Annotated in this window: 12 protein-coding genes and 3 pseudogenes; 3 read left to right on the top strand and 12 right to left on the bottom strand. The window is 60.0% G+C overall.

Features of this window, described 5'->3' with window-relative positions; all coding sequences use genetic code 11:
- Positions 1-31 precede the first annotated feature (31 nt).
- A complete protein-coding gene (locus tag AACY30_RS25870) occupies positions 32-658 on the top strand; it encodes a class I SAM-dependent methyltransferase (RefSeq protein ID WP_339438774.1) in 627 nt (208 codons plus the stop codon).
- A 104-nt stretch (positions 659-762) separates the two neighbouring features.
- Here the strand turns inward: AACY30_RS25870 and AACY30_RS25865 are convergent, their stop codons facing one another.
- The 4 genes from AACY30_RS25865 to AACY30_RS25850 form a co-directional block, all read right to left on the bottom strand.
- Positions 763-2,934, bottom strand: a complete 2,172-nt coding sequence (locus AACY30_RS25865) for a glycoside hydrolase (protein WP_339469098.1) — start codon at positions 2,932-2,934, stop codon at positions 763-765.
- Between the two features lie 115 nt (positions 2,935-3,049).
- A complete protein-coding gene (locus AACY30_RS25860) occupies positions 3,050-6,103 on the bottom strand; it encodes an efflux RND transporter permease subunit (protein ID WP_339469097.1) in 3,054 nt (1,017 codons plus the stop codon).
- A complete protein-coding gene (locus AACY30_RS25855) occupies positions 6,100-7,170 on the bottom strand; it encodes an efflux RND transporter periplasmic adaptor subunit (RefSeq protein WP_339469096.1) in 1,071 nt (356 codons plus the stop codon). The genes AACY30_RS25860 and AACY30_RS25855 overlap by 4 nt, the downstream gene beginning before the upstream one ends.
- On the bottom strand, positions 7,167-8,249 hold the full coding sequence (locus AACY30_RS25850; RefSeq protein WP_339469095.1) for an efflux RND transporter periplasmic adaptor subunit: 1,083 nt from the start codon (positions 8,247-8,249) through the stop codon (positions 7,167-7,169). The genes AACY30_RS25855 and AACY30_RS25850 overlap by 4 nt, the downstream gene beginning before the upstream one ends.
- Positions 8,250-8,370: 121 nt before the next feature.
- Between AACY30_RS25850 and AACY30_RS25845 the strand changes: the two genes are divergently transcribed.
- Entirely contained in the window at positions 8,371-9,531 is a 1,161-nt protein-coding gene (locus tag AACY30_RS25845; protein WP_339419896.1) for an AAA family ATPase, read from the top strand.
- 85 nt (positions 9,532-9,616) lie between these two features.
- Here the strand turns inward: AACY30_RS25845 and AACY30_RS25840 are convergent.
- The 8 genes and pseudogenes from AACY30_RS25840 to AACY30_RS25805 all read right to left on the bottom strand — a co-directional run.
- A pseudogene (locus AACY30_RS25840) lies at positions 9,617-9,892 on the bottom strand (transporter substrate-binding domain-containing protein); the annotation flags it as partial.
- Positions 9,884-10,060: pseudogene (locus AACY30_RS25835) on the bottom strand (amino acid ABC transporter permease); the annotation flags it as partial. The pseudogenes AACY30_RS25840 and AACY30_RS25835, both read right to left, overlap by 9 nt.
- Positions 10,061-10,400: 340 nt before the next feature.
- A complete protein-coding gene (locus tag AACY30_RS25830; protein WP_339469094.1) occupies positions 10,401-11,771 on the bottom strand; it encodes a TcdA/TcdB catalytic glycosyltransferase domain-containing protein in 1,371 nt (456 codons plus the stop codon).
- A 303-nt stretch (positions 11,772-12,074) separates the two neighbouring features.
- Positions 12,075-12,857 (bottom strand): MetQ/NlpA family ABC transporter substrate-binding protein, encoded by a 783-nt coding sequence (locus AACY30_RS25825; RefSeq protein WP_339419893.1) that lies wholly within the window; start codon positions 12,855-12,857, stop codon positions 12,075-12,077.
- A gap of 126 nt (positions 12,858-12,983) precedes the next feature.
- On the bottom strand, positions 12,984-13,910 hold the full coding sequence (locus AACY30_RS25820) for a sigma 54-interacting transcriptional regulator (protein ID WP_339541335.1): 927 nt from the start codon (positions 13,908-13,910) through the stop codon (positions 12,984-12,986).
- A gap of 49 nt (positions 13,911-13,959) precedes the next feature.
- The gene (locus AACY30_RS25815) at positions 13,960-14,541 is read right to left on the bottom strand and encodes an alpha/beta hydrolase (protein ID WP_339541334.1); all 582 of its coding nucleotides are present in this window, start codon (positions 14,539-14,541) and stop codon (positions 13,960-13,962) included.
- A 226-nt stretch (positions 14,542-14,767) separates the two neighbouring features.
- Positions 14,768-14,913, bottom strand: a pseudogene (locus AACY30_RS25810) (energy transducer TonB); the annotation flags it as partial.
- A 225-nt stretch (positions 14,914-15,138) separates the two neighbouring features.
- Positions 15,139-15,990: a LysR family transcriptional regulator gene (locus AACY30_RS25805; RefSeq protein WP_339541333.1), complete on the bottom strand. Its 852-nt coding sequence runs from the start codon at positions 15,988-15,990 to the stop codon at positions 15,139-15,141.
- Positions 15,991-16,101: 111 nt separating this feature from the next.
- On the opposite strand from AACY30_RS25805, the gene AACY30_RS25800 reads away from it, so the two are divergent.
- Positions 16,102-17,283 carry a CynX/NimT family MFS transporter gene (locus tag AACY30_RS25800; RefSeq protein ID WP_339541332.1) on the top strand — a complete coding sequence of 394 codons (1,182 nt, stop codon included), beginning with the start codon at positions 16,102-16,104 and terminating at the stop codon, positions 17,281-17,283.
- Positions 17,284-17,376 lie beyond the last annotated feature (93 nt).

The raw sequence follows: 17,376 nt of genomic DNA, 5'->3' as shown, positions 1-17,376 counted from the left end.
CGGGCCCTCTCAGTACCCGGTATTCCCCGTCATGACCCTCAAGCCCGACGACCTCGACCAGATCACCGCCGCCACCCTCGGCCACTACAACACAGTGGCCGAGGACTTCCGCGAAGGCACCCGCGATCACGATGTGAGCCAGAACATCGACGCGCTGTTGCGGCATATCCAGGGCTGCGCGCCGTTTACCGTGCTGGATTTCGGCTGTGGGCCGGGGCGCGATTTGCAGACGTTTACGCGCATGGGGCATATCGCCGTGGGGCTCGATGGTTCGGAGCGGTTTGCGCAGATGGCGCGCGAAGACAGTGGTTGTGAAGTGTTGCAGCAGGACTTCCTGAAACTGGACCTACCTGCCGAGCGCTTTGACGGGATTTTTGCCAATGCCGTGCTGTTTCATATTCCCAAGCAGGAATTGCCGCGTGTGCTGGAGCAGCTGCATGGGACGTTGAAACCAGGTGGCGTCTTGTTCAGCTCCAATCCACGCGGTGAGAACCTGGAAGGCTGGAATGGGCCGCGGTATGGGTCTTATCACGACCTGGCGGCGTGGCAGGCGCTGTTGGCGGGGGCGGGGTTTGTGGAGCTGGAGCATTACTACCGGCCTGCTGGTTTACCGAGGGAGCAGCAGCCTTGGTTGGCGAGTGTGTGGAGAAAGAACTAGGTCTGTGTTGCCTGCGCTGGCCTCATCGCAGGCAAGCCACACAGTTGGAATGCATTTCCCTGTGGGAGCCGGGCTTGCCCGCGATAGCGGTTTGGCAGGGTGAGCTAATCGACCTGATACACCACCGACTTCTCACCCACAACCAGCGCAGTCACACTACGCCCCGGATATCCCTCTCTCGGTTCAGCAGCAAAATTCGCCACCAACCGCGTCCCATCGGCAAACGTGGTCTCCTGCACCAAACGATCCGCTGTCAGCCACCGAAACCCGGTCATTGCCTGGGTCGCCAGGCGCTGATGCAGCGGCCGGAAAAAACGATCCTGGCGCTGGATCAACGGCAATCGCTGGCTGACCGTCGAAGCGCTCAAGTGATACAGCGGCGGCACGTTGTAGAGCAGTTGGGTCAACTCATTCTCGGCCCGCACATTGCTCAGCTTCAGGCTGTCAAACAGCCAATGATGGGTGGTGATCACCGAGCCGTGGAACACCGCCTGGTACAGCGGCAGGCGCATGTCCGTCTCGAAATACACCGTGCGAAAGGGTTCTTTCAACGGCACCGATTTGAAAAACACTGTCGGTTGTTCCGGCGGGTACCAGTTGCCCACGTAGTAGGGCGATTGCTTGTCTTTGGTCATGGCTTGGTCGCCCCAACCGATCACGGGCGTCTGCATGCCATGGGCGAACAGGATGCCCTGGGCGGTGATGGCATTGCCGTCTTCGGAACCGGCGGGCAACTTGAGTGCGGTATTCAGCCAACGAGAGGCGTCGATGTTGCCTTGCGCGTTTTGCGCCTGGGTCATTGGAGCGCCGTCGCGGTAGCTGTCGAAGACCATGCTGGTAGCGTAGGCATCGAGGAACCACGCGTTGAAGCCCGCCTTGGTTTGAACGGCCTTTACTCGTGCTTCCAATAAGGACCGCACGCAGCGCGGGTCGGTGTAGTGACCGGATTGCTGGAAGCCGGTCTTGAGCTTGCCGCCCTTCAACACAATTGCGCAGTCGCGATAGGCCTTGCTGCCCAGGTGGGCGGTGGTCCAATCGGGGTTTTCCGTGGCGGCCAGGGCCGTTTCATAGGAGTCATAGGGCGCCATCAGGTAGCCGGCGTCGACACCGGCGCGGATCGACTCAGGGTGCCACAGGCCGCCTTCCCAGCCTTCGCCAAGGGTGAGCAGCAAGCGTGGGAGCCCTGAGTCGCGCAGCGACTGGATCGCTGTGCTGCCCCAGGTTGCAGGGGTATCACTCAAGGCCCCGGCAAAGTCCACCGCCAACTCGCTGCGCAGCTCGCCGTAGCGCGCCGCGAGCCGTGTCATATCGGGCTCTGCAATCTGCCAACTCTGTCGGGCCTTTTTGTTGGTCGCCGCGTTCAGCCCCCGGAGCAGCACTGTCTGCTCGTAACGATTCAACGCCGTGCCCTGGGCCAGGACCTTCGTGGCTTCCTTGTCCAACAAGCCCTTGAGTTCATGACCGCGCAAGCGCTTGAGCAACAAAGGCCAGTGGCGTACATCCTCCGGGGCCAGCAGATCGTTGCCCCACAGGTAGACGTGGCTGGCGCCCAGCAACTTGTCGGCCTCAGGCGTCTGCCGCAGTTTGTCCGCCAACGGCTCATACCGGCCCTGCTCTACCAGCCATTGGCGATAACGCTTGGCCCCGGCCAATGGGTCGGCAGCGCCTAGGTGCAACAGCAGGGTCATCGGCTTAGACGGCTCGAGCGAAGTGAATTCATGGGCCAATGAGAGGGCCATGCCTTCCTGCCAGCGCAGGCGGTTGTTATAGGGGTTGGTCAGCAACCAGTTGAGGGTAAACGTGCCGTGATCGACACCCCACAACGGCAGGCTCAGATCCTGGGTGGTGTTGATGACGCCCTGCTCGAGTAGAAAGGCCTTCCAAACGGCGTTGCCGGCAGGCACGTAATGCCCTTCGGCCAAGGGCCAGATCAGGCCTTGGCCAATCGCTTCGGCGGGTTGGTTCAGCAGCGCCAGCTCACCTGGTTCGCGAGCGGTGACGGTCAGGGTCAGGTCACGCTGTTCAAGGCGCGCAACCAGGCGATACGCACCACCGTCCCATTGCCAGCTGGCTTGCTCAGCACTGCCCTGCACATCGCTGACGGTGTGCGCGGGAATGCCGCTGGAGGCCTGCACCGAGGTTTCACCCACCGGGGTGACGCGCAACGCCAGCGTGGCGGGGTCGATTTCGACCCGCCACAGGCTATTTTCCAGTACGGTGCCCGCAAGCGTCAGGGGCGAAAGCAGGAGGGTACAAACCAGCAGAAAACAGCGCATGACACAGACCGTCCAATCGAAACCAGGCCCGGAGAGTAATGCAATTACCGCCAGGCAAATGTCTCGAAAGTGTTTCCAGGAACCTTCCCACACCTATGCAGGAAGGCAACGACAGTCAGGCGTTCTCCTGTTTCGGCTCGCGAATCTTGTACCAGGCCACATACAGCGCCGGCAGGAACAACAGCGTCAGCAACGTGGCGATGATAATCCCACCAATCATCGCGTACGCCATCGGCCCCCAGAACACTTCCCGCGCAATCGGGATCATGCCCAGGCTCGCCGCCGCCGCCGTGAGCAGGATCGGCCGACGCCGGTGCTCGGTGGCTTCCACTACCGCATCCCACGGCGTATAGCCGGCCACCTCGTATTCATGGATTTGCGTCACCAGGATCACCGAGTTGCGGATGATGATGCCGATCAACGCCAAAATACCCAGGATTGCCACAAAGCCCATGGGCGTGCCTGTGGGAATCAGCGCCAGCACCACGCCGATCAGCCCCAGCGGCGCAACACTCGCCACCAGAAACATCTTCTGCACACTGTGCAGCTGGATCATCAGGAAGGTCGCCATGAGGAACAACATCAGCGGCACCACGCTGGCAATCGGGCCCTGGGCCTTGCCGCTTTCCTCCACGGTGCCGCCGGTGGCGACCTTGTAACCCGCCGGCAAACCGGCGCTGAACGTGTCGATTTCCGGCTTGAGCTGCTTCACCAGGTCCGTCGGCTGCATCTCATCGCGCACCGAGGCCTTGATGGTGATGGTCGGCTTACGGTCGCGACGCCACACCAGCGGCTGCTCCAACTCATAGCGTACGGTGGCAAAGGCGAGCAGCGGAATCGAGGTGCCGTTGGGCGTGACGATCTGCAGGTTCTGCAAGGTTTCCGGCGTGCCGCGCTCGGCGTCTTCGGCGCGGCCAACCACGTTGATCAGGTAGATATCATCGTGCACCTGGGTCACCGAGGCGCCGCTGACCACGCTGTGCATCAATTGCGCCACGTCTTCCGACGACAGCCCCAGTTGCCGCGCCTTGTCCTGGGCAATGTCGATGCGCAGCACTTTGCCCGGCTCGTTCCAGTCGTAGATGATCTCGCCCAGGTGGGTGTTCTTATCCAACAACGTCGCCAGTTCGATGGCGTGTTTGCGCACTTGGTCGGTGTCTTTGCCCGACACACGATACTGAATCGGGCGCCCCACCGGCGGGCCCATTTCCAGCGGCTGCACATAGCTGCCTATGCCGACAAAGTCATCGCGCAGGCGCTTTTGCAGACGCTGGATCAACTCGCCGCGCTCCTCCAGGCCCTTACTCACGATGACCAATTGCGCGTAGTAGGGGTTCTCCAACTGCTGGTCGAGCGGCAGGTAGAACCGGATCGCGCCCTGGCCGATATAGGTGCTCCAGCGCGAAATGTCCGGATCGTCCTTGATGATCGCTTCCAGACGGTCGACGGTTTTACGCGTCTCGTTGATCGAGGCGTTCTGCGGCAGGTTGAGGTCGACGAGGATTTCCGGGCGGTCCGACGAGGGGAAGAACTGGTTCTGCACAAACTGCATGGAGAACACCGACGCTACAAACAGCGCCACGGTGATGCCGATCGCCCACCAGCGGTTACGCATGGCCCACAGCATGCCGCCATTGAAAGCGCGGCCAATCCGCCCCGGCTCGCCATCGTGCGGCTTCACGTTGGCGCTGAGGATATGCACGCCGATCACCGGCGCAAACAGCACCGCCACCACCCACGACACCAGCATCGCTACGGCAATGACCGCGAACAGGGTGAAGGTGTACTCGCCCGCCGAGCTGGCGTTAAGGCCAATTGGCACGAAGCCGGCGACCGTCACCAAAGTACCGGTGAGCATCGGAAACGCCGTCGAGGTGTACGCGTAGGTCGCCGCCTGCTCCTTGGTTTCGCCTTTTTCCAGGCGCGTGATCATCATCTCGACGGTGATCATCGCGTCATCCACCAACAGGCCTAAGGCGATAATCAACGCGCCCAGCGATACCCGCTGCATGGTGATGCCGCTGTACTCCATGAACACGAACACCAGCGCCAGCACTAACGGAATCGAGCACGCCACCACCAGCCCGGCGCGCATGCCCAGGCTGATAAAACTCACCACCAGCACGATGATCACCGCTTCAAACAGGGCACTGGTAAAGCCGCCGACGGCTTCCTCCACCACTTCCGCCTGGTCGGAGACCTTGTGCACGCCGACGCCCACCGGCAGGTCGGCGGTCAGTTCGTCCATGCGTTCATGCAAGGCCTTGCCGAACGACTGGATATTGCCGCCCTTCTGCATGGCGATGGCCAAGCCAATCGCCGCCTTACCGTTGAAACGGAACATCGGCCGCGCCGGGTCGACGTAGCCACGCGCGATCTCTGCGATATCTGCCAGGCGATAGAAGCGGTCATTGAGCCGCAGGTTGACGTTAGCCAGGTCTTTCTCCGAGGAAAATTGCCCCGACGTGCGCACGGAAATCCGCTCTGGCCCGGCCTCGATCACCCCAGCCGGCGTCACCGCATTTTGCGATTGCAGGCTCTGCACGACCTGGCGCTGATCAATCCCCAGGGCCGCCAGCTTGCGCGTGGAAAAATTCAGGTAAATCACTTCGTCCTGCTGGCCGATCATCTCGACCTTGCCCAACCCCGGCACCGAACGAATCTCAGCGCGCACCTGTTCCACGTAGTCGCGCAACTGGCGCATCGAAAGGCCATCGCCGGTAAAGGCGTACACCGAGCCGAACACATCACCGAACTCATCGTTGAATGACGGCCCCTGCAAACCTTGAGGGAAGTTGCCGCGAATATCGTCGATCTTCTTGCGGACCTGGTACCAGATGCCCGGGATGTCCTTGGCGCTGGTGGTGTCCTTGAGGAACACGAACACCGTGGACTCGCCCGGCCGCGTGTAGCTTTTTACGTAGTCGAGGGAGTCCAGTTCTTCGAGTTTTTTCTCGATGCGGTCAGTGACCTGCTTAAGGGTTTCTTCCTGGGTCGCGCCCGGCCAGCGGGTCTGGATCACCATGGTCTTGATGGTGAACGAGGGGTCTTCCTCGCGGCCCAGGTTCATGTAGGAGAACACACCCATCAGCAGCGCGACGAACATCAAGTACCAGACGAAAGACTGATGCTTAAGGGCCCAGTCGGATAAGTTGAAACTCCCTTTCATCGCGGGCTGTCCTCGTCGATTTTGACCTTCTGCCCAGGCTTCAGGCTGTTCACGCCAGCGGTGACAATGCGCTCGCCGGGTTTGATGCCGCCATTGAGCAAGGCGCTGTTGGCATCACGGCTGATCACGTTGATGTCGCGCGGTTGCACGGTCTGGCTTTGGGTGTCGAGCAGCCAGATGCGGGTCTTGCCGTCGACATCCTGCAGGGCGCTCAGGGGCACTTCGATGCGCGGCTCGATGGCGGTGCTCAGCGTCACGCTGATCGCCGTGCCGAGGCGGAATGCCGGTGGTGTTTCGGCCAGCGTCAGCCGCGCGCGACGGGTGCGTGTGGCGCTTTGCGCCTGGGGCTCAACCTGGCGCACGATGGCCGTGGTGTTGACGCTCGGGTCGAGTTGCCCGGCGACCAGGAACACCACGTCCTGCGGCAGGCGCTCGGCCAGGCCGGCGGGCAGGTCGATCACTGCTTCCTTGATATCCGGACGGGCCAGGGTCACCACTTGCTGTCCAGCGCTGACCACCTGGCCGGCCTCGGCATTCCAGGCGGTGACGATGCCGGCGTGGTCAGTGCGCAGTTCGGCGTAGTTAAGTTGGTCTTTGGCTTGATTGACTGAGGCCTGCGCTTGGTCGAGGGAAGCCTGGGTGGTTTTCAGGTCGGTCTGGGCGATATCCAGTTGCGCCTGCGCACCGACGCCACGGTTGAATAACGCCTGCTGACGGCGGGCGTTGGCCTGGGCGTTGATGAATTGCGCCTGTACGCGCGCCAGATCGCCCTGGGCAGAACGCAATTGGTTCTGTTGGTCAGTGGGGTCGAGTACGGCGAGCAAGGCGCCCTTCTCCACTTCGGCACCCACATCCACGGCGCGCCGGGCAATACGGCCAGGCACGCGGAAGCCCAGGTTAGTTTCATAGCGGGCCTGGATGGTGCCGGCGAAACGACCGAGGTTTTCCTGATCTTCCGATTTTACTTCCATGGACAGCACCGGCCGCACGGGCTCCGGCGGCGGCTCTTCTTTCGAACAGGCAACCAGCAACAGGCTGGCGGCGAGTATCCCCGTCAGGCGCTTCATGGCTGCGCTCCTTGCTGGGCGATCTCGACCAGCATGCCGGGGTGCAGCAATTGCCCACCGGCCACCACCACTTTTTCGCCGCCTTTGAGGCCGTCGCCAATGATGACTTTGCCAGTGAGGTAACGCGCCACGGTGACTTTATGCAATTGCGCCTTGCCGTCGCCGTCGATCAACCAAACGGCGGGTTCGCTGAGATCTTTGGTCAGCGCGGACCAGGGTAGTTCGATACTGGCCTTGGCCGGGCCATTGGTGGTAGCGCTCACCACCGAGCCCAGTTGCATGCCTTTGGGCAGGGCTTGCAAGGCGATTTTCACCTGTACGGTGCCGGTATTGGCCGCCACGGCGGGTGTGACTTCACGGACCTTGCCCACGGCCTTGATGCTCGGGTTATCCAACAGGCTGACGGTGATCGGCGCATCTGGCGGCGGCTCTACCAGCAGCGACTCGTACACATTGAATACGGCATCACGCTCGCCATCGCGGGCCAGGCTGAAAATCGGCACAGTGGCCTGTACCACCTGGCCGACCTCGGCCTGACGCGCCGTAATCACACCCGGCGCTTCGGCGATCAGCGCGGTATAACGGAGTTGTTCGCGGGCATTGGCCAACTGGGCTTGGGCGGCCGCCAGTGCGCTTTGGCTGCTGCGCAGCGCGGCCTGGGCGGAATCGTATTCGCTGCGGCTGGTGTAACCCTTGGGCAAGAGTTTTTCCTGGCGGACAAAGGCGGCGGCGGTTTGCTTGACCCGTGCCTGCTCGGCCACGACCTGGGCCTGGGCGGAATCGACGTTGGTCTGCAAATCCTTCGGGTCGAGCTTGGCCAGCACTTGCTTGGCGGTTACGCGGTCACCCACATCCACCATGCGCTGGATGATCTTGCCGCCGACGCGGAACGACAGGTCGGTTTGCACACGGGCCTGAATGTCGCCGGTCAGCGTGACAGCCGCGGCGAAGCCCGCCGACTGTACGGTCTGCACAAACACCCGTGAATGCGGCTTGGGTTCAGCCTTATCCTCGCCACAGCCGCTCAACAGCGTCAGTAGGCAGAGACCAAAAATACAGGTGGAAACGCGAGCGCCCATGCAGGCTCCTTTTGCGTGATGCCGACTTGCCAGTGTGTATGCGACTGTGAGCTTAGATCAGGGTTCCTTATCTGCATGGAGGCTCTCATACTCCGATGGTTCCCAAGCCGACTGAATGCCCATGCTCAAGACCCTCGCGGTGGCCAATTACCGCTCGATCAACACATTGGTGGTGCCCCTGGACCGCCTGAACCTGGTCACCGGGCCCAATGGCAGCGGCAAGTCCAACTTGTACCGCGCCCTGCGCCTGCTGGCGGAAACCGCCCAAGGCGGGGTGATCAATGCGCTGGCCCGTGAAGGCGGGTTGGACTCCACATTCTGGGCCGGGCCGGAAACCATCAGCCGGCGCATGCGCAACGGTGAGGTGCCGATTGAGTCCACCGTGCGCCAGGGCGTCAAACGCTTGCGCCTGGGCTTTGCCGGGGACGACTTCAGCTACGCGATTTCCCTGGGGCTGCCGGAAAAGACTCTGTCGTACTTCTCCCTGGACCCGGAAGTAAAGAAGGAATGCATCTGGGCCGGCCACCTCTACCGCCCGGCCAGCCTGCTGGTGCAACGGTCCGGGCCCATGGTGCGCGCACGCGACGGTCGAAACTGGGATGTCCTCGCCCAGCACACACCCAACTACCACAGCCTGTTTGACCAAGTCGGCAGCCTGCGCGGCTCGCCGGAGGTGTTGTTGCTAAGGGAAAACATCCGTGGCTGGCGCTTTTATGACCACTTTCGCAGCGATGTGGATGCACCGGTACGCCAACCGCAACTGGGGACGCGCACACCGGTTTTGCACCACGATGGGCGCGATCTGGCGGCGGCGTTGCAGACGATTCGCGAGATCGGTGACCCCGAGGCTTTGCAGCGGGCGGTAAGCGATGCGTTCCCCGGTGCGCGCTTGAATATCGAGCCGCTGCAGGGCGGGCGTTTTGCGATTGAGTTTTATCAGGAAGGTTTGCTGCGGCCACTGTCGGCGGCAGAGTTATCCGACGGCACCTTGCGATACTTGCTGCTGATCGCGGCGCTGCTGACACCTAGGCCACCGACCATGATGGTGCTGAACGAGCCGGAGACCAGCCTGCACCCGGATTTGTTACCGGCGTTGGCGCGCTTGATTATCCAGGCTTCGCAGCATTGCCAGGTGTGGGTGGTGTCCCATGCCAGCCGCTTGATTGCGGCGTTGCAGCAGGATGAGGGGTGTAATTCGATTGTGCTGGAGAAGGTGTTGGGGGAGACGCGGATAGTTGGGCAGGGGATTCTGGATGCGCCGGCTTGGCATTGGCCGGAATAGGGGGTGTCTGTACTGGCCTCATCGCGGGCAAGCCCGCTCACACATTTTGATTTGTGAATACCTTCAAATGTGGGAGCTGGCTGTCGGTGGTCACGATGGTGGTGCGGGTGGCCAGGTCATCCAGGCTTTTCACGGCGCTGTTGTTCGGCACCAGGGCCTGTACCGCGACTTTCGGGTTGGGGTTGGTGAAGTCCACCGCCTCCTTGCGCTCCGGGGTCACCGTCATGTTGGCAAGGATCAGATCGACCTTGTCGCTTTGCACGCTCAGGCCAAAGAAAATCGGCAGGCCGAAAAACAGCAGGTACAACCACACCAGCGCCGGGATCGCACGGAACAGCCCCAGGTAAACCCGCAGCACGCAAATCAGCGTCAGTACGGCGAGCATCTCGTAAGTCTTGTAGTACAGGACGATGTAGCTCTTGGGGGTGTAGAGAATCTCCGGCACCGCCACGGCGGAGACCACCGGGGTTTCCTTGAGCAGGAAGATGAAATTGGCGAACAGCGCCGGCAGGGTGCTGAGGATAAAAGCGGAACCGAAGGTCATTTTCAGTCCATGACTGCAGCGAGCGCGATACGATCCTTCGTGGGTAACGCCGAGTAGCGCGAACTTTAAAGGTATAAAAGCAAAAATTTAAATACCCAGACGGCACATTGATATCGATCAAGAAGATAACTGACGGATTCGCGGGTTTGCCGGATGACGGCTATGGTTGGGGGGTCTGAGACTCGAGGGACTGAACAATGAACGAAGGGAAACCGATTGATCCGCAGGAGTTGGTGAAATGGTTGATGGCGTTGCGCAGGGCGATCAATAGCCAGGCACTGTGACAAAAAACAGCCTCACCATGGTGAGGCTGTTTTTCAGACTTTTAACCTTGCGTCGACGGCCGCCGATCAGCCCCCCCTGCCATGGCTTTGGTGGCACTTTTTTGCTGCTCTTCCGTTTCAAAATTGACGTAGTTGTCCGGGAACTTGAAGTGCGAATCCACCAGTTTCCAGTACTCTTTGTTCTCTGGCTTCGCCATGTCCCATATACGTTCGGCGGAGGATGCGGCGTCGTTACGTATTTGGTCTGGTTGCCCTTTGGCTTCTTGTATCACCCTGTCGACATGCCCGCGTAATGCGTTGGGCCCGGTGGTTTCGATCGTGCTTTTGTTCGGGCGGCTGAAATAACGGTCGCCGGCGTACTCATTACCTTTCATCGAGCGGTATTTATCCCCGATGTCATCAATCATGGTCGTCAGCATCGCGCTCTGGGGATGGCTGGCGAACAACGCGTTGGCAAAATAAGGTGTGGCGTTGCCACTCGCTTCACTCTTGCCTGCCGCCATGCCGACCAGCATCAGGTCCGGATGGGCATTCAATGCGCCATCAAGCGGGCGTACGCTTTCCAGATCGATGTCTGTGTAGGTGCCGCCATGTCGATTGACGATTTCATAACGGGCGACGTCAGAGGCTGCGGCATAACCGCCATTGCGCCCGATGATTTCATGTTGATAAACGTCCTGGTTTTTCAACCGTATATCGGCCGGATTGCTCAAATCACGTATCTGTACGTTTTTCAGGTCTGCGAATCGCTCTTGCAAAGCAGCTAGCGCAGTCGTATCACGGGGCGGGTTGCTGACATAGCGGTCCCACGACTTGGTGGTCTGGTCGAGAATGGTGGCTTCTGCTTGATTAAACTTATCATCGGTACGTGAAGCATGACGCGCAAATGCACTTAGCACTTGCGAAGCATTCTCCGGCGTCACTTTCCCACCCTCAGGCAGCAGAGAAGCCCTCAATGCTTTGTTACCTGAGGACGACAGTTCTTTATTAAGTTCTGAGATCACCTGTTTTTGCTCAACCTTATTACGCTGCTCGTTCCCTGGGCTGCTCATCACCGTTTTAAGTTGACTGAACACGCCACGAACAGGCCTTTCCGACTGATAGTTTGGATAGATACTTTCAGCGTTAGCCTGTGCTGTTTTATTGGTTGTATAAGCATCGAATTGAGTAGCGTCCACCCACAACATAATTTTATGGTTGGGGTTCATCTTGGCCCACTGGCGTAAGTAGGCGTCCTGGTTTGAGCCGGGCTTGGAGCCGACCCAGACCATGTGGATATTATTGGGTACCGGCTTGCACTGGTCTTTGGGGTATTGGGTGTCGAAGCTTGCAGCACTTTCTGGCGGGTGAACCCCAATGACAGGAGCGGCCGTAAAGGTCGGCACATGATTGGGGGAAATGGCTTTCAACATAATAATAACGGCTCCAAAAAATTATATAACTCACTGGTGCCTCCATGCGATGACTCCTACAACCTGTGCAAGGTTGCTCTCACACATTCAATCGAGCAAAACTAAAACTGTAAGATAATTTATAAACACACCCAGAATTAATTATTCAAATTGATAAATGAACCAAACAATTCGCTTAGGCCAATAAAGTAGTTGATACGCCTATATTTTCTAACCCTGTTTTCTCAAAAAGACCGGGCATAAAAAACGCCGACGCAGTACAAGCCGTCGGCGTTGAAACCTTGAAGGGGGTTTTGGCTTACATCAGAACGCCGGCACGACCGCGCCGTTGTACTTCTTCTCAATGAAGGCTTTGACTTCCGGGCTGGTCAGGGCCTTGGACAGTTTCTGGATAGCATCGCTGTCCTTGTTGTCCGGGCGCGCCACCAGGAAGTTCACGTAGGGCGACTTGGCGTCTTCGATGATCAGCGCGTCTTTCGCTGGGTTGAGGCCAGCTTCCAGGGCGTAGTTGGTGTTGATGACGTCGAGGTCAACCTGATCCAGCACGCGTGGCAGCAGGGCCGATTCCAGCTCCTTGAATTTCAGGTGCTTGGGGTTGTCCTTGATGTCTTTCGGCGTGGACAGGGCATTGGTCGGGTCTTTCAGCGTGATCAGACCGTTCTTTTGCAGCAGCAACAGGGCACGGCCGCTGTTGGAGCCTTCGTTCGGGATGGCAACGGTCGCGCCATCTTTGAGTTCAGAAATGTTCTTGATCTTTTTCGAGTAACCGCCGATCGGTTCAACGTGTACACCGACGACGGTGACGAGGTTGGTGCCCTTGCCCTTGTTGAAGTTTTCCAGGTACGGCAGGGTCTGGAAGTAGTTGGCATCCAAGCGTTTCTCGGCAACCTGCGTGTTGGGTTGCACGTAGTCGGTGAAGACTTTGATTTCCAGGTCCACACCTTCTTTGGCCAGGGTCGGCTTGATCAGCTCGAGGATCTCAGCGTGCGGGATCGGAGTGGCAGCAACCACCAGTTTCTCGTTGGCCTGGGCCAAGCTTGCAGTCAGGGCAGCCGCCAGTGCGGTAAACAACAGAACCTTTTTCATGCAGTGTCCTTATCGAAATTCCGGGGCGTCTCTGACGACCGTTCTTATATGGTGTGCCAGCGAAGTGCTATCGAGGCATGGGATGGACAATACCTAGATTTTTTATTCCCGAACAATATCTTTTATTCACGTTGATATTCCATTTTGTTCATACAGGAATTTGCGCAGCGTTTCCTGCTCGGCAAGGCTGGCACTGTTGAAAATTCGCTGTACTTGCTCCAGCGGCGAGCCCGCCACTGGCAGGTTCAAATGCTCGGGCAAAATCTCGTCGCCGCTGCTGACCAGCAACGCAAAGTGAATAACGTTTTCCAGCTCACGGGTGTTTCCCGGCCAGCTGTGGTGTTCCAACACACGCTGGGCGGCATCACTGATCAGCGGCGCCGGCAGGTCCAAGCGCTGACTGTAGATCCCGAGGAAGTACTCGGCCAGGGACAGGATATCGCCGACGCGCTCGCGCAGCGCCGGCAAGTCCAACCGGCCTTCGCTCAAGTAATGGAACAAGCGCTCATGGAACTTGCCGGCAGCCACGGCCTGGGACAGGTCGATGCTGGTGGCGGCGACCAGGCGCACATCCACCGGGCTAGGCTGATGGGCACCGACGCGGGTGACTTCGTGGTTTTCCAGGGCGGCCAGCAGTTTCACCTGGATCGGCAGCGGCAAGTCGCCGATCTCATCCAAATACAACGTGCCGCCATTCGCCGATCCAAACCAACCGGCCCGGCTGCTGGCCGCGCCACTGTGGGCTCCAGCGGCATAGCCGAACAATTCGGCATCGGCGTAAGTCGGGCTGATGGCGCCGCAGTTGACGCAGACAAACAAGCCGGTGCGGTCGCTGCCACGGTGGATATGCCGCGCCAGCAGCTCTTTACCGCTACCGGTCTCGCCGCGGATCAACACGGGCAAGGCGCGCGGTGCGAGGCTTTCCAGCTCTTCGCGCAGTTGCCGCGAACGGGGATCAACAAACACCAACGCCTTGGCGCGGATACTCAGCGGGCTTTTCTCGGCATCGGGAAAGGTCAGCAAAGGCTGGCCGTAGGTTTCATGCAGACTCATGGCAGGCTCCCGCCACCAATCCACTCAGGGACGGGACGTTGAAAAATGTTCAGGCGGTACGCCGGGCGTGTTGCTCTAGGCGGCTCTGCAGGCGATAGAGGTAAGCGAAACCCTGCTCCCAGCGTTGGTGGCCGGATTTCACATTGATATGCCCGGCACCGGACAAGATCCCGGCTTCGGCCCCCCAGTTACGCGCTAGCTCCAAGGCTCGTGGAGCACTGACGGCACTGTCGTTATCGGAACTGACCACCTGGCTGGGAAACGGCAGCAGGTTGGTGGGGATCGGCGCAAAGTTGCGCAAGGCAGGCGAGCAGGCAGGACGTTCGACATCGGCCGGGGCCACCAGCAAGGCGCCGCGCACGTGCCGTAGAAACTGCACGGGGGCCGTGGCCGCCCAATGCGCTACGGTGATGCAGCCCAGGCTATGCGCGATCAGGATCACCGGCGTGCTGTCGGCGGCGATGGCTTCGGCCAGCGCGGCTACCCAGTCTTCGCGACGCGGGGTGAGCCAATCGGCCTGTTCCACCCGTGCACTGTTGGGCAGGTTGGTCTGCCAGTGACTTTGCCAATGGTCTACTGGCGATCCTTGCCAGCCCGGCACGATCAGATAACGAGTCGACTCGCTGTGCATGGATGTGCCCTCCTGCGGCGTTTAACGTTGCTGAACAGTATAGGGACGTTGGTTATATCCGTTAAGGAATAAGAAGCTATTTATTAATAACCAAAATCTCAAACCCACAAGTCAAAATGTGGGAGCTTGCTCGCGAAGGCGGTGGGTCAGTGTCGTGGCCGGCCCCAGGTGGCGACCGAAAAGACCACCAGCAGCCAGATCACCACGCTTTCAATGGATTCAAGTGACGGCTGGAGAAACGCTTTGGAGTTTTCTGCGTTCGCAGGTGCCCAACGGCGCGCGGTGCGGCCGGCCAAGGGCGACCAAATCGCCAGCCGGTGCCTGGCGCCCTTGCGCCTCGTGTGCACTGGCGGCGGTCTGGACATTGCCCATTGATTCACTCCCTACGGTCTTGAACAAAAACCGACGGGCCTGCATGGAAGGCCGTCGATGGCTGAATCATCGGGGCCAGACGCTTATCTCTTAAAGTTATAAATAGATCAAAAAATGAATAAGCGAAGCACCCAGAAACTGGATATCCACGTCCTGCGCGGGCTGGCGTCGAGTCGCTGCTTTTCAATGCATTTGAGGCATAAAAATATTCAGCAAAGGCATCGGTCAGGCAGGGTTGTTCGTGCACAAATCAAGCAATTGGCGCTGCAAGCTCTGCCCTGCCGCACCCAGGCCAGCGCGCCCATACAGCGCAAGCCGAACGCCCTGCACCTTGGGCAAACCGCTGTCTGCGCCCAGTACGACATGCCCGGCCTCCACCACTCGACGGGGCAACAAACTGATCCCCAACCCCGCCACGACCGCAGAACACACGCTGGCCAGGCTCGCGCTGGAATAGCCAATACGCCAGCGCCAGCCGCCCACTTCCAGGTGTTGCAGCATTTCATTGCGGTACAGGCCGCCCACCGGGAATGCCACCAACGGCAGGGGATCGCGACCCAGTGACGGTGTGTGACGACTGTCCACCCAGCACAAAGGCTCTGGCCATGAGGCCAGGCAGTCGTCGCTGTCGCCCATCTGCTTGACCAACAACACATCGAACTCACCGCCGCGGTACTGACGCTGCAATTCGGGGCCGAGGCCACTGGTGACCTCCAGACGCACTCGAGGATAGGCTTGCACAAAGGCCGAGAGCAGAGGCATAAGGCGTTCGGCGGCAAAGTCTTCAGGTACACCGAGGCGTAGCACGCCGTCGCTTTGCTGGCTGATCAATACGTCAGCGGCTTCCTCATTCAGCGCGAGGATGCGCCGCGCATAAACGAGCAGGCGTTCCCCCTCCGCCGTCGCCACCACACGGCGTTGGTCACGATCCAGCAACTGGCACGCCACCCCCTGTTCCAGGCGGCGGATCTGCTGGCTCACGGTGGATTGGGTCAGGTGCAGGCGCTCGGCGGCGCGGGTGAAATTGCCGCAATCCACCACGGCGACAAAGCTGCGCAATAACACGGGATCAAACATGGCTCTCACCATTCCATTTGCCACTGGTTGGCATGGTTATATTTAATTTCAGAATACCCGTGGTGCTGCCCATACTCACGCTTCATTTTTGACCCTTCGGACGCCTGCTGCATGACGCTCAACCCTTCATCTGCCGGCAAATTCGCCGGCTGGGGACTGTTGGTAGTCCTGGGTCTCAATCTGCGACCCATCCTCAGTTCCATCAGCCCTTTGCTCGGCGAAATACGCCTGGCCACCGGCTTGAGTTTCCAGAGCAGCGCCTTGCTCACCAGCCTACCGGTGGTGTGCATGGGCCTGGTGGCGCTGGTGGGCGTGCGCGTTGAAGCGCAGTTGGGTGAGCGGCGCGGCATTGCCCTGGGCCTGATGATGATCCTGCTGGCGTGCCTGGCCCGTTGGCTGATGGGCCAGGGTTCGGCGCTGCTGGTCACGGCCTTGCTCGGCGGTGCCGGTGTGGCGCTGATCCAGGCGTTGGTGCCGGCGATGATCAAGCGTGAGTTTCGTCACCGTGTGCCGGTGGCGATGGGCGTGTATTCGGCGTCGCTGATGGCCGGTGGCGGCCTGGCAGCGCTGCTTAGCCCGGTGGTGGCCAGCTACTTCCAGCACTGGCAGGCCGGGCTTGGCGTGTGGCTGTTGCCCGCATTGGCGGCGCTGCTGCTGTGGGCCTGGTTGCCGCTCGGCACAGCCAAAAACCCACAGGCAACACCTGCATTCCAGGGCCTGCGCAACCGTCGCGCGTGGCTGCTGGCGCTGTATTTCGGCTTGGTGAACTGCGGTTACATGAGCATGGTTGCTTGGCTGCCCGCCTATTATCAGCAACTGGGCTGGGGCGTGTTGCCCAGTGGTTCGCTGCTGGCATTCATGACCATCTTCCAGGTGATCGCCGCGCTGTTGATGCCGGTGCTGGCGCAACGCGGGATAGACCGTCGGCCACTGCTGTGGGTCAGCCTGCTGGCCCAGACCATCGGCTACCTCGGCCTGTTGCTCGCGCCGCTGCAATGTCCCCACCTGTGGGTTGCCTTGTGCGGTTTCGGCCTGGGCGCGTGTTTTGCCCTGAGCCTGTTGCTGACCCTCGACCACCACCGCGACCCGCGACAGGCCGGTCAACTGGCTGCCTTCGTGCAGGGCGTGGGCTTTTTGATCAATGCGATTTCGCCATGGCTGACCGGCTGGCTGCGCGAACTCACCGGCAGCTTTGTCAGCGCCTGGGCGGTGCTGACCGTAACGGCCGTGGCAATGCTGGTGGTGACCCGCGTGTTCAGCCCCGCCACCTACCGAACGGCACCCGCTCTATAGCTATGCCTTTAAGGTCAATATAAAAAAACATGCTTCATTGACGGAATAATCAGCCCCCTTAAAATTCCGGCTCTCCTATTTTTCTGCCGCGCC

This window comes from Pseudomonas sp. RA_5y_Pfl1_P24, assembly GCF_963970945.1.
Taxonomy (GTDB): domain Bacteria; phylum Pseudomonadota; class Gammaproteobacteria; order Pseudomonadales; family Pseudomonadaceae; genus Aquipseudomonas; species Aquipseudomonas tritici.
Note: the sequence above shows the minus strand (reverse complement) of the source record. Positions and strands in the feature narration are given on the sequence as shown.

Excerpts from the sequence above, each read along its gene's own strand:
- AACY30_RS25870 (WP_339438774.1), top strand. The coding sequence starts at position 32 with ATGACCCTCAAGCCCGACGACCTCGACCAGATCACCGCCGCCACCCTC.
- AACY30_RS25865 (WP_339469098.1), bottom strand. The coding sequence starts at position 2,934 with ATGCGCTGTTTTCTGCTGGTTTGTACCCTCCTGCTTTCGCCCCTGACG.
- AACY30_RS25860 (WP_339469097.1), bottom strand. The coding sequence starts at position 6,103 with ATGAAAGGGAGTTTCAACTTATCCGACTGGGCCCTTAAGCATCAGTCT.
- AACY30_RS25855 (WP_339469096.1), bottom strand. The coding sequence starts at position 7,170 with ATGAAGCGCCTGACGGGGATACTCGCCGCCAGCCTGTTGCTGGTTGCC.
- AACY30_RS25850 (WP_339469095.1), bottom strand. The coding sequence starts at position 8,249 with ATGGGCGCTCGCGTTTCCACCTGTATTTTTGGTCTCTGCCTACTGACG.
- AACY30_RS25845 (WP_339419896.1), top strand. The coding sequence starts at position 8,371 with ATGCTCAAGACCCTCGCGGTGGCCAATTACCGCTCGATCAACACATTG.
- AACY30_RS25830 (WP_339469094.1), bottom strand. The coding sequence starts at position 11,771 with ATGTTGAAAGCCATTTCCCCCAATCATGTGCCGACCTTTACGGCCGCT.
- AACY30_RS25825 (WP_339419893.1), bottom strand. The coding sequence starts at position 12,857 with ATGAAAAAGGTTCTGTTGTTTACCGCACTGGCGGCTGCCCTGACTGCA.
- AACY30_RS25820 (WP_339541335.1), bottom strand. The coding sequence starts at position 13,910 with ATGAGTCTGCATGAAACCTACGGCCAGCCTTTGCTGACCTTTCCCGAT.
- AACY30_RS25815 (WP_339541334.1), bottom strand. The coding sequence starts at position 14,541 with ATGCACAGCGAGTCGACTCGTTATCTGATCGTGCCGGGCTGGCAAGGA.
- AACY30_RS25805 (WP_339541333.1), bottom strand. The coding sequence starts at position 15,990 with ATGTTTGATCCCGTGTTATTGCGCAGCTTTGTCGCCGTGGTGGATTGC.
- AACY30_RS25800 (WP_339541332.1), top strand. The coding sequence starts at position 16,102 with ATGACGCTCAACCCTTCATCTGCCGGCAAATTCGCCGGCTGGGGACTG.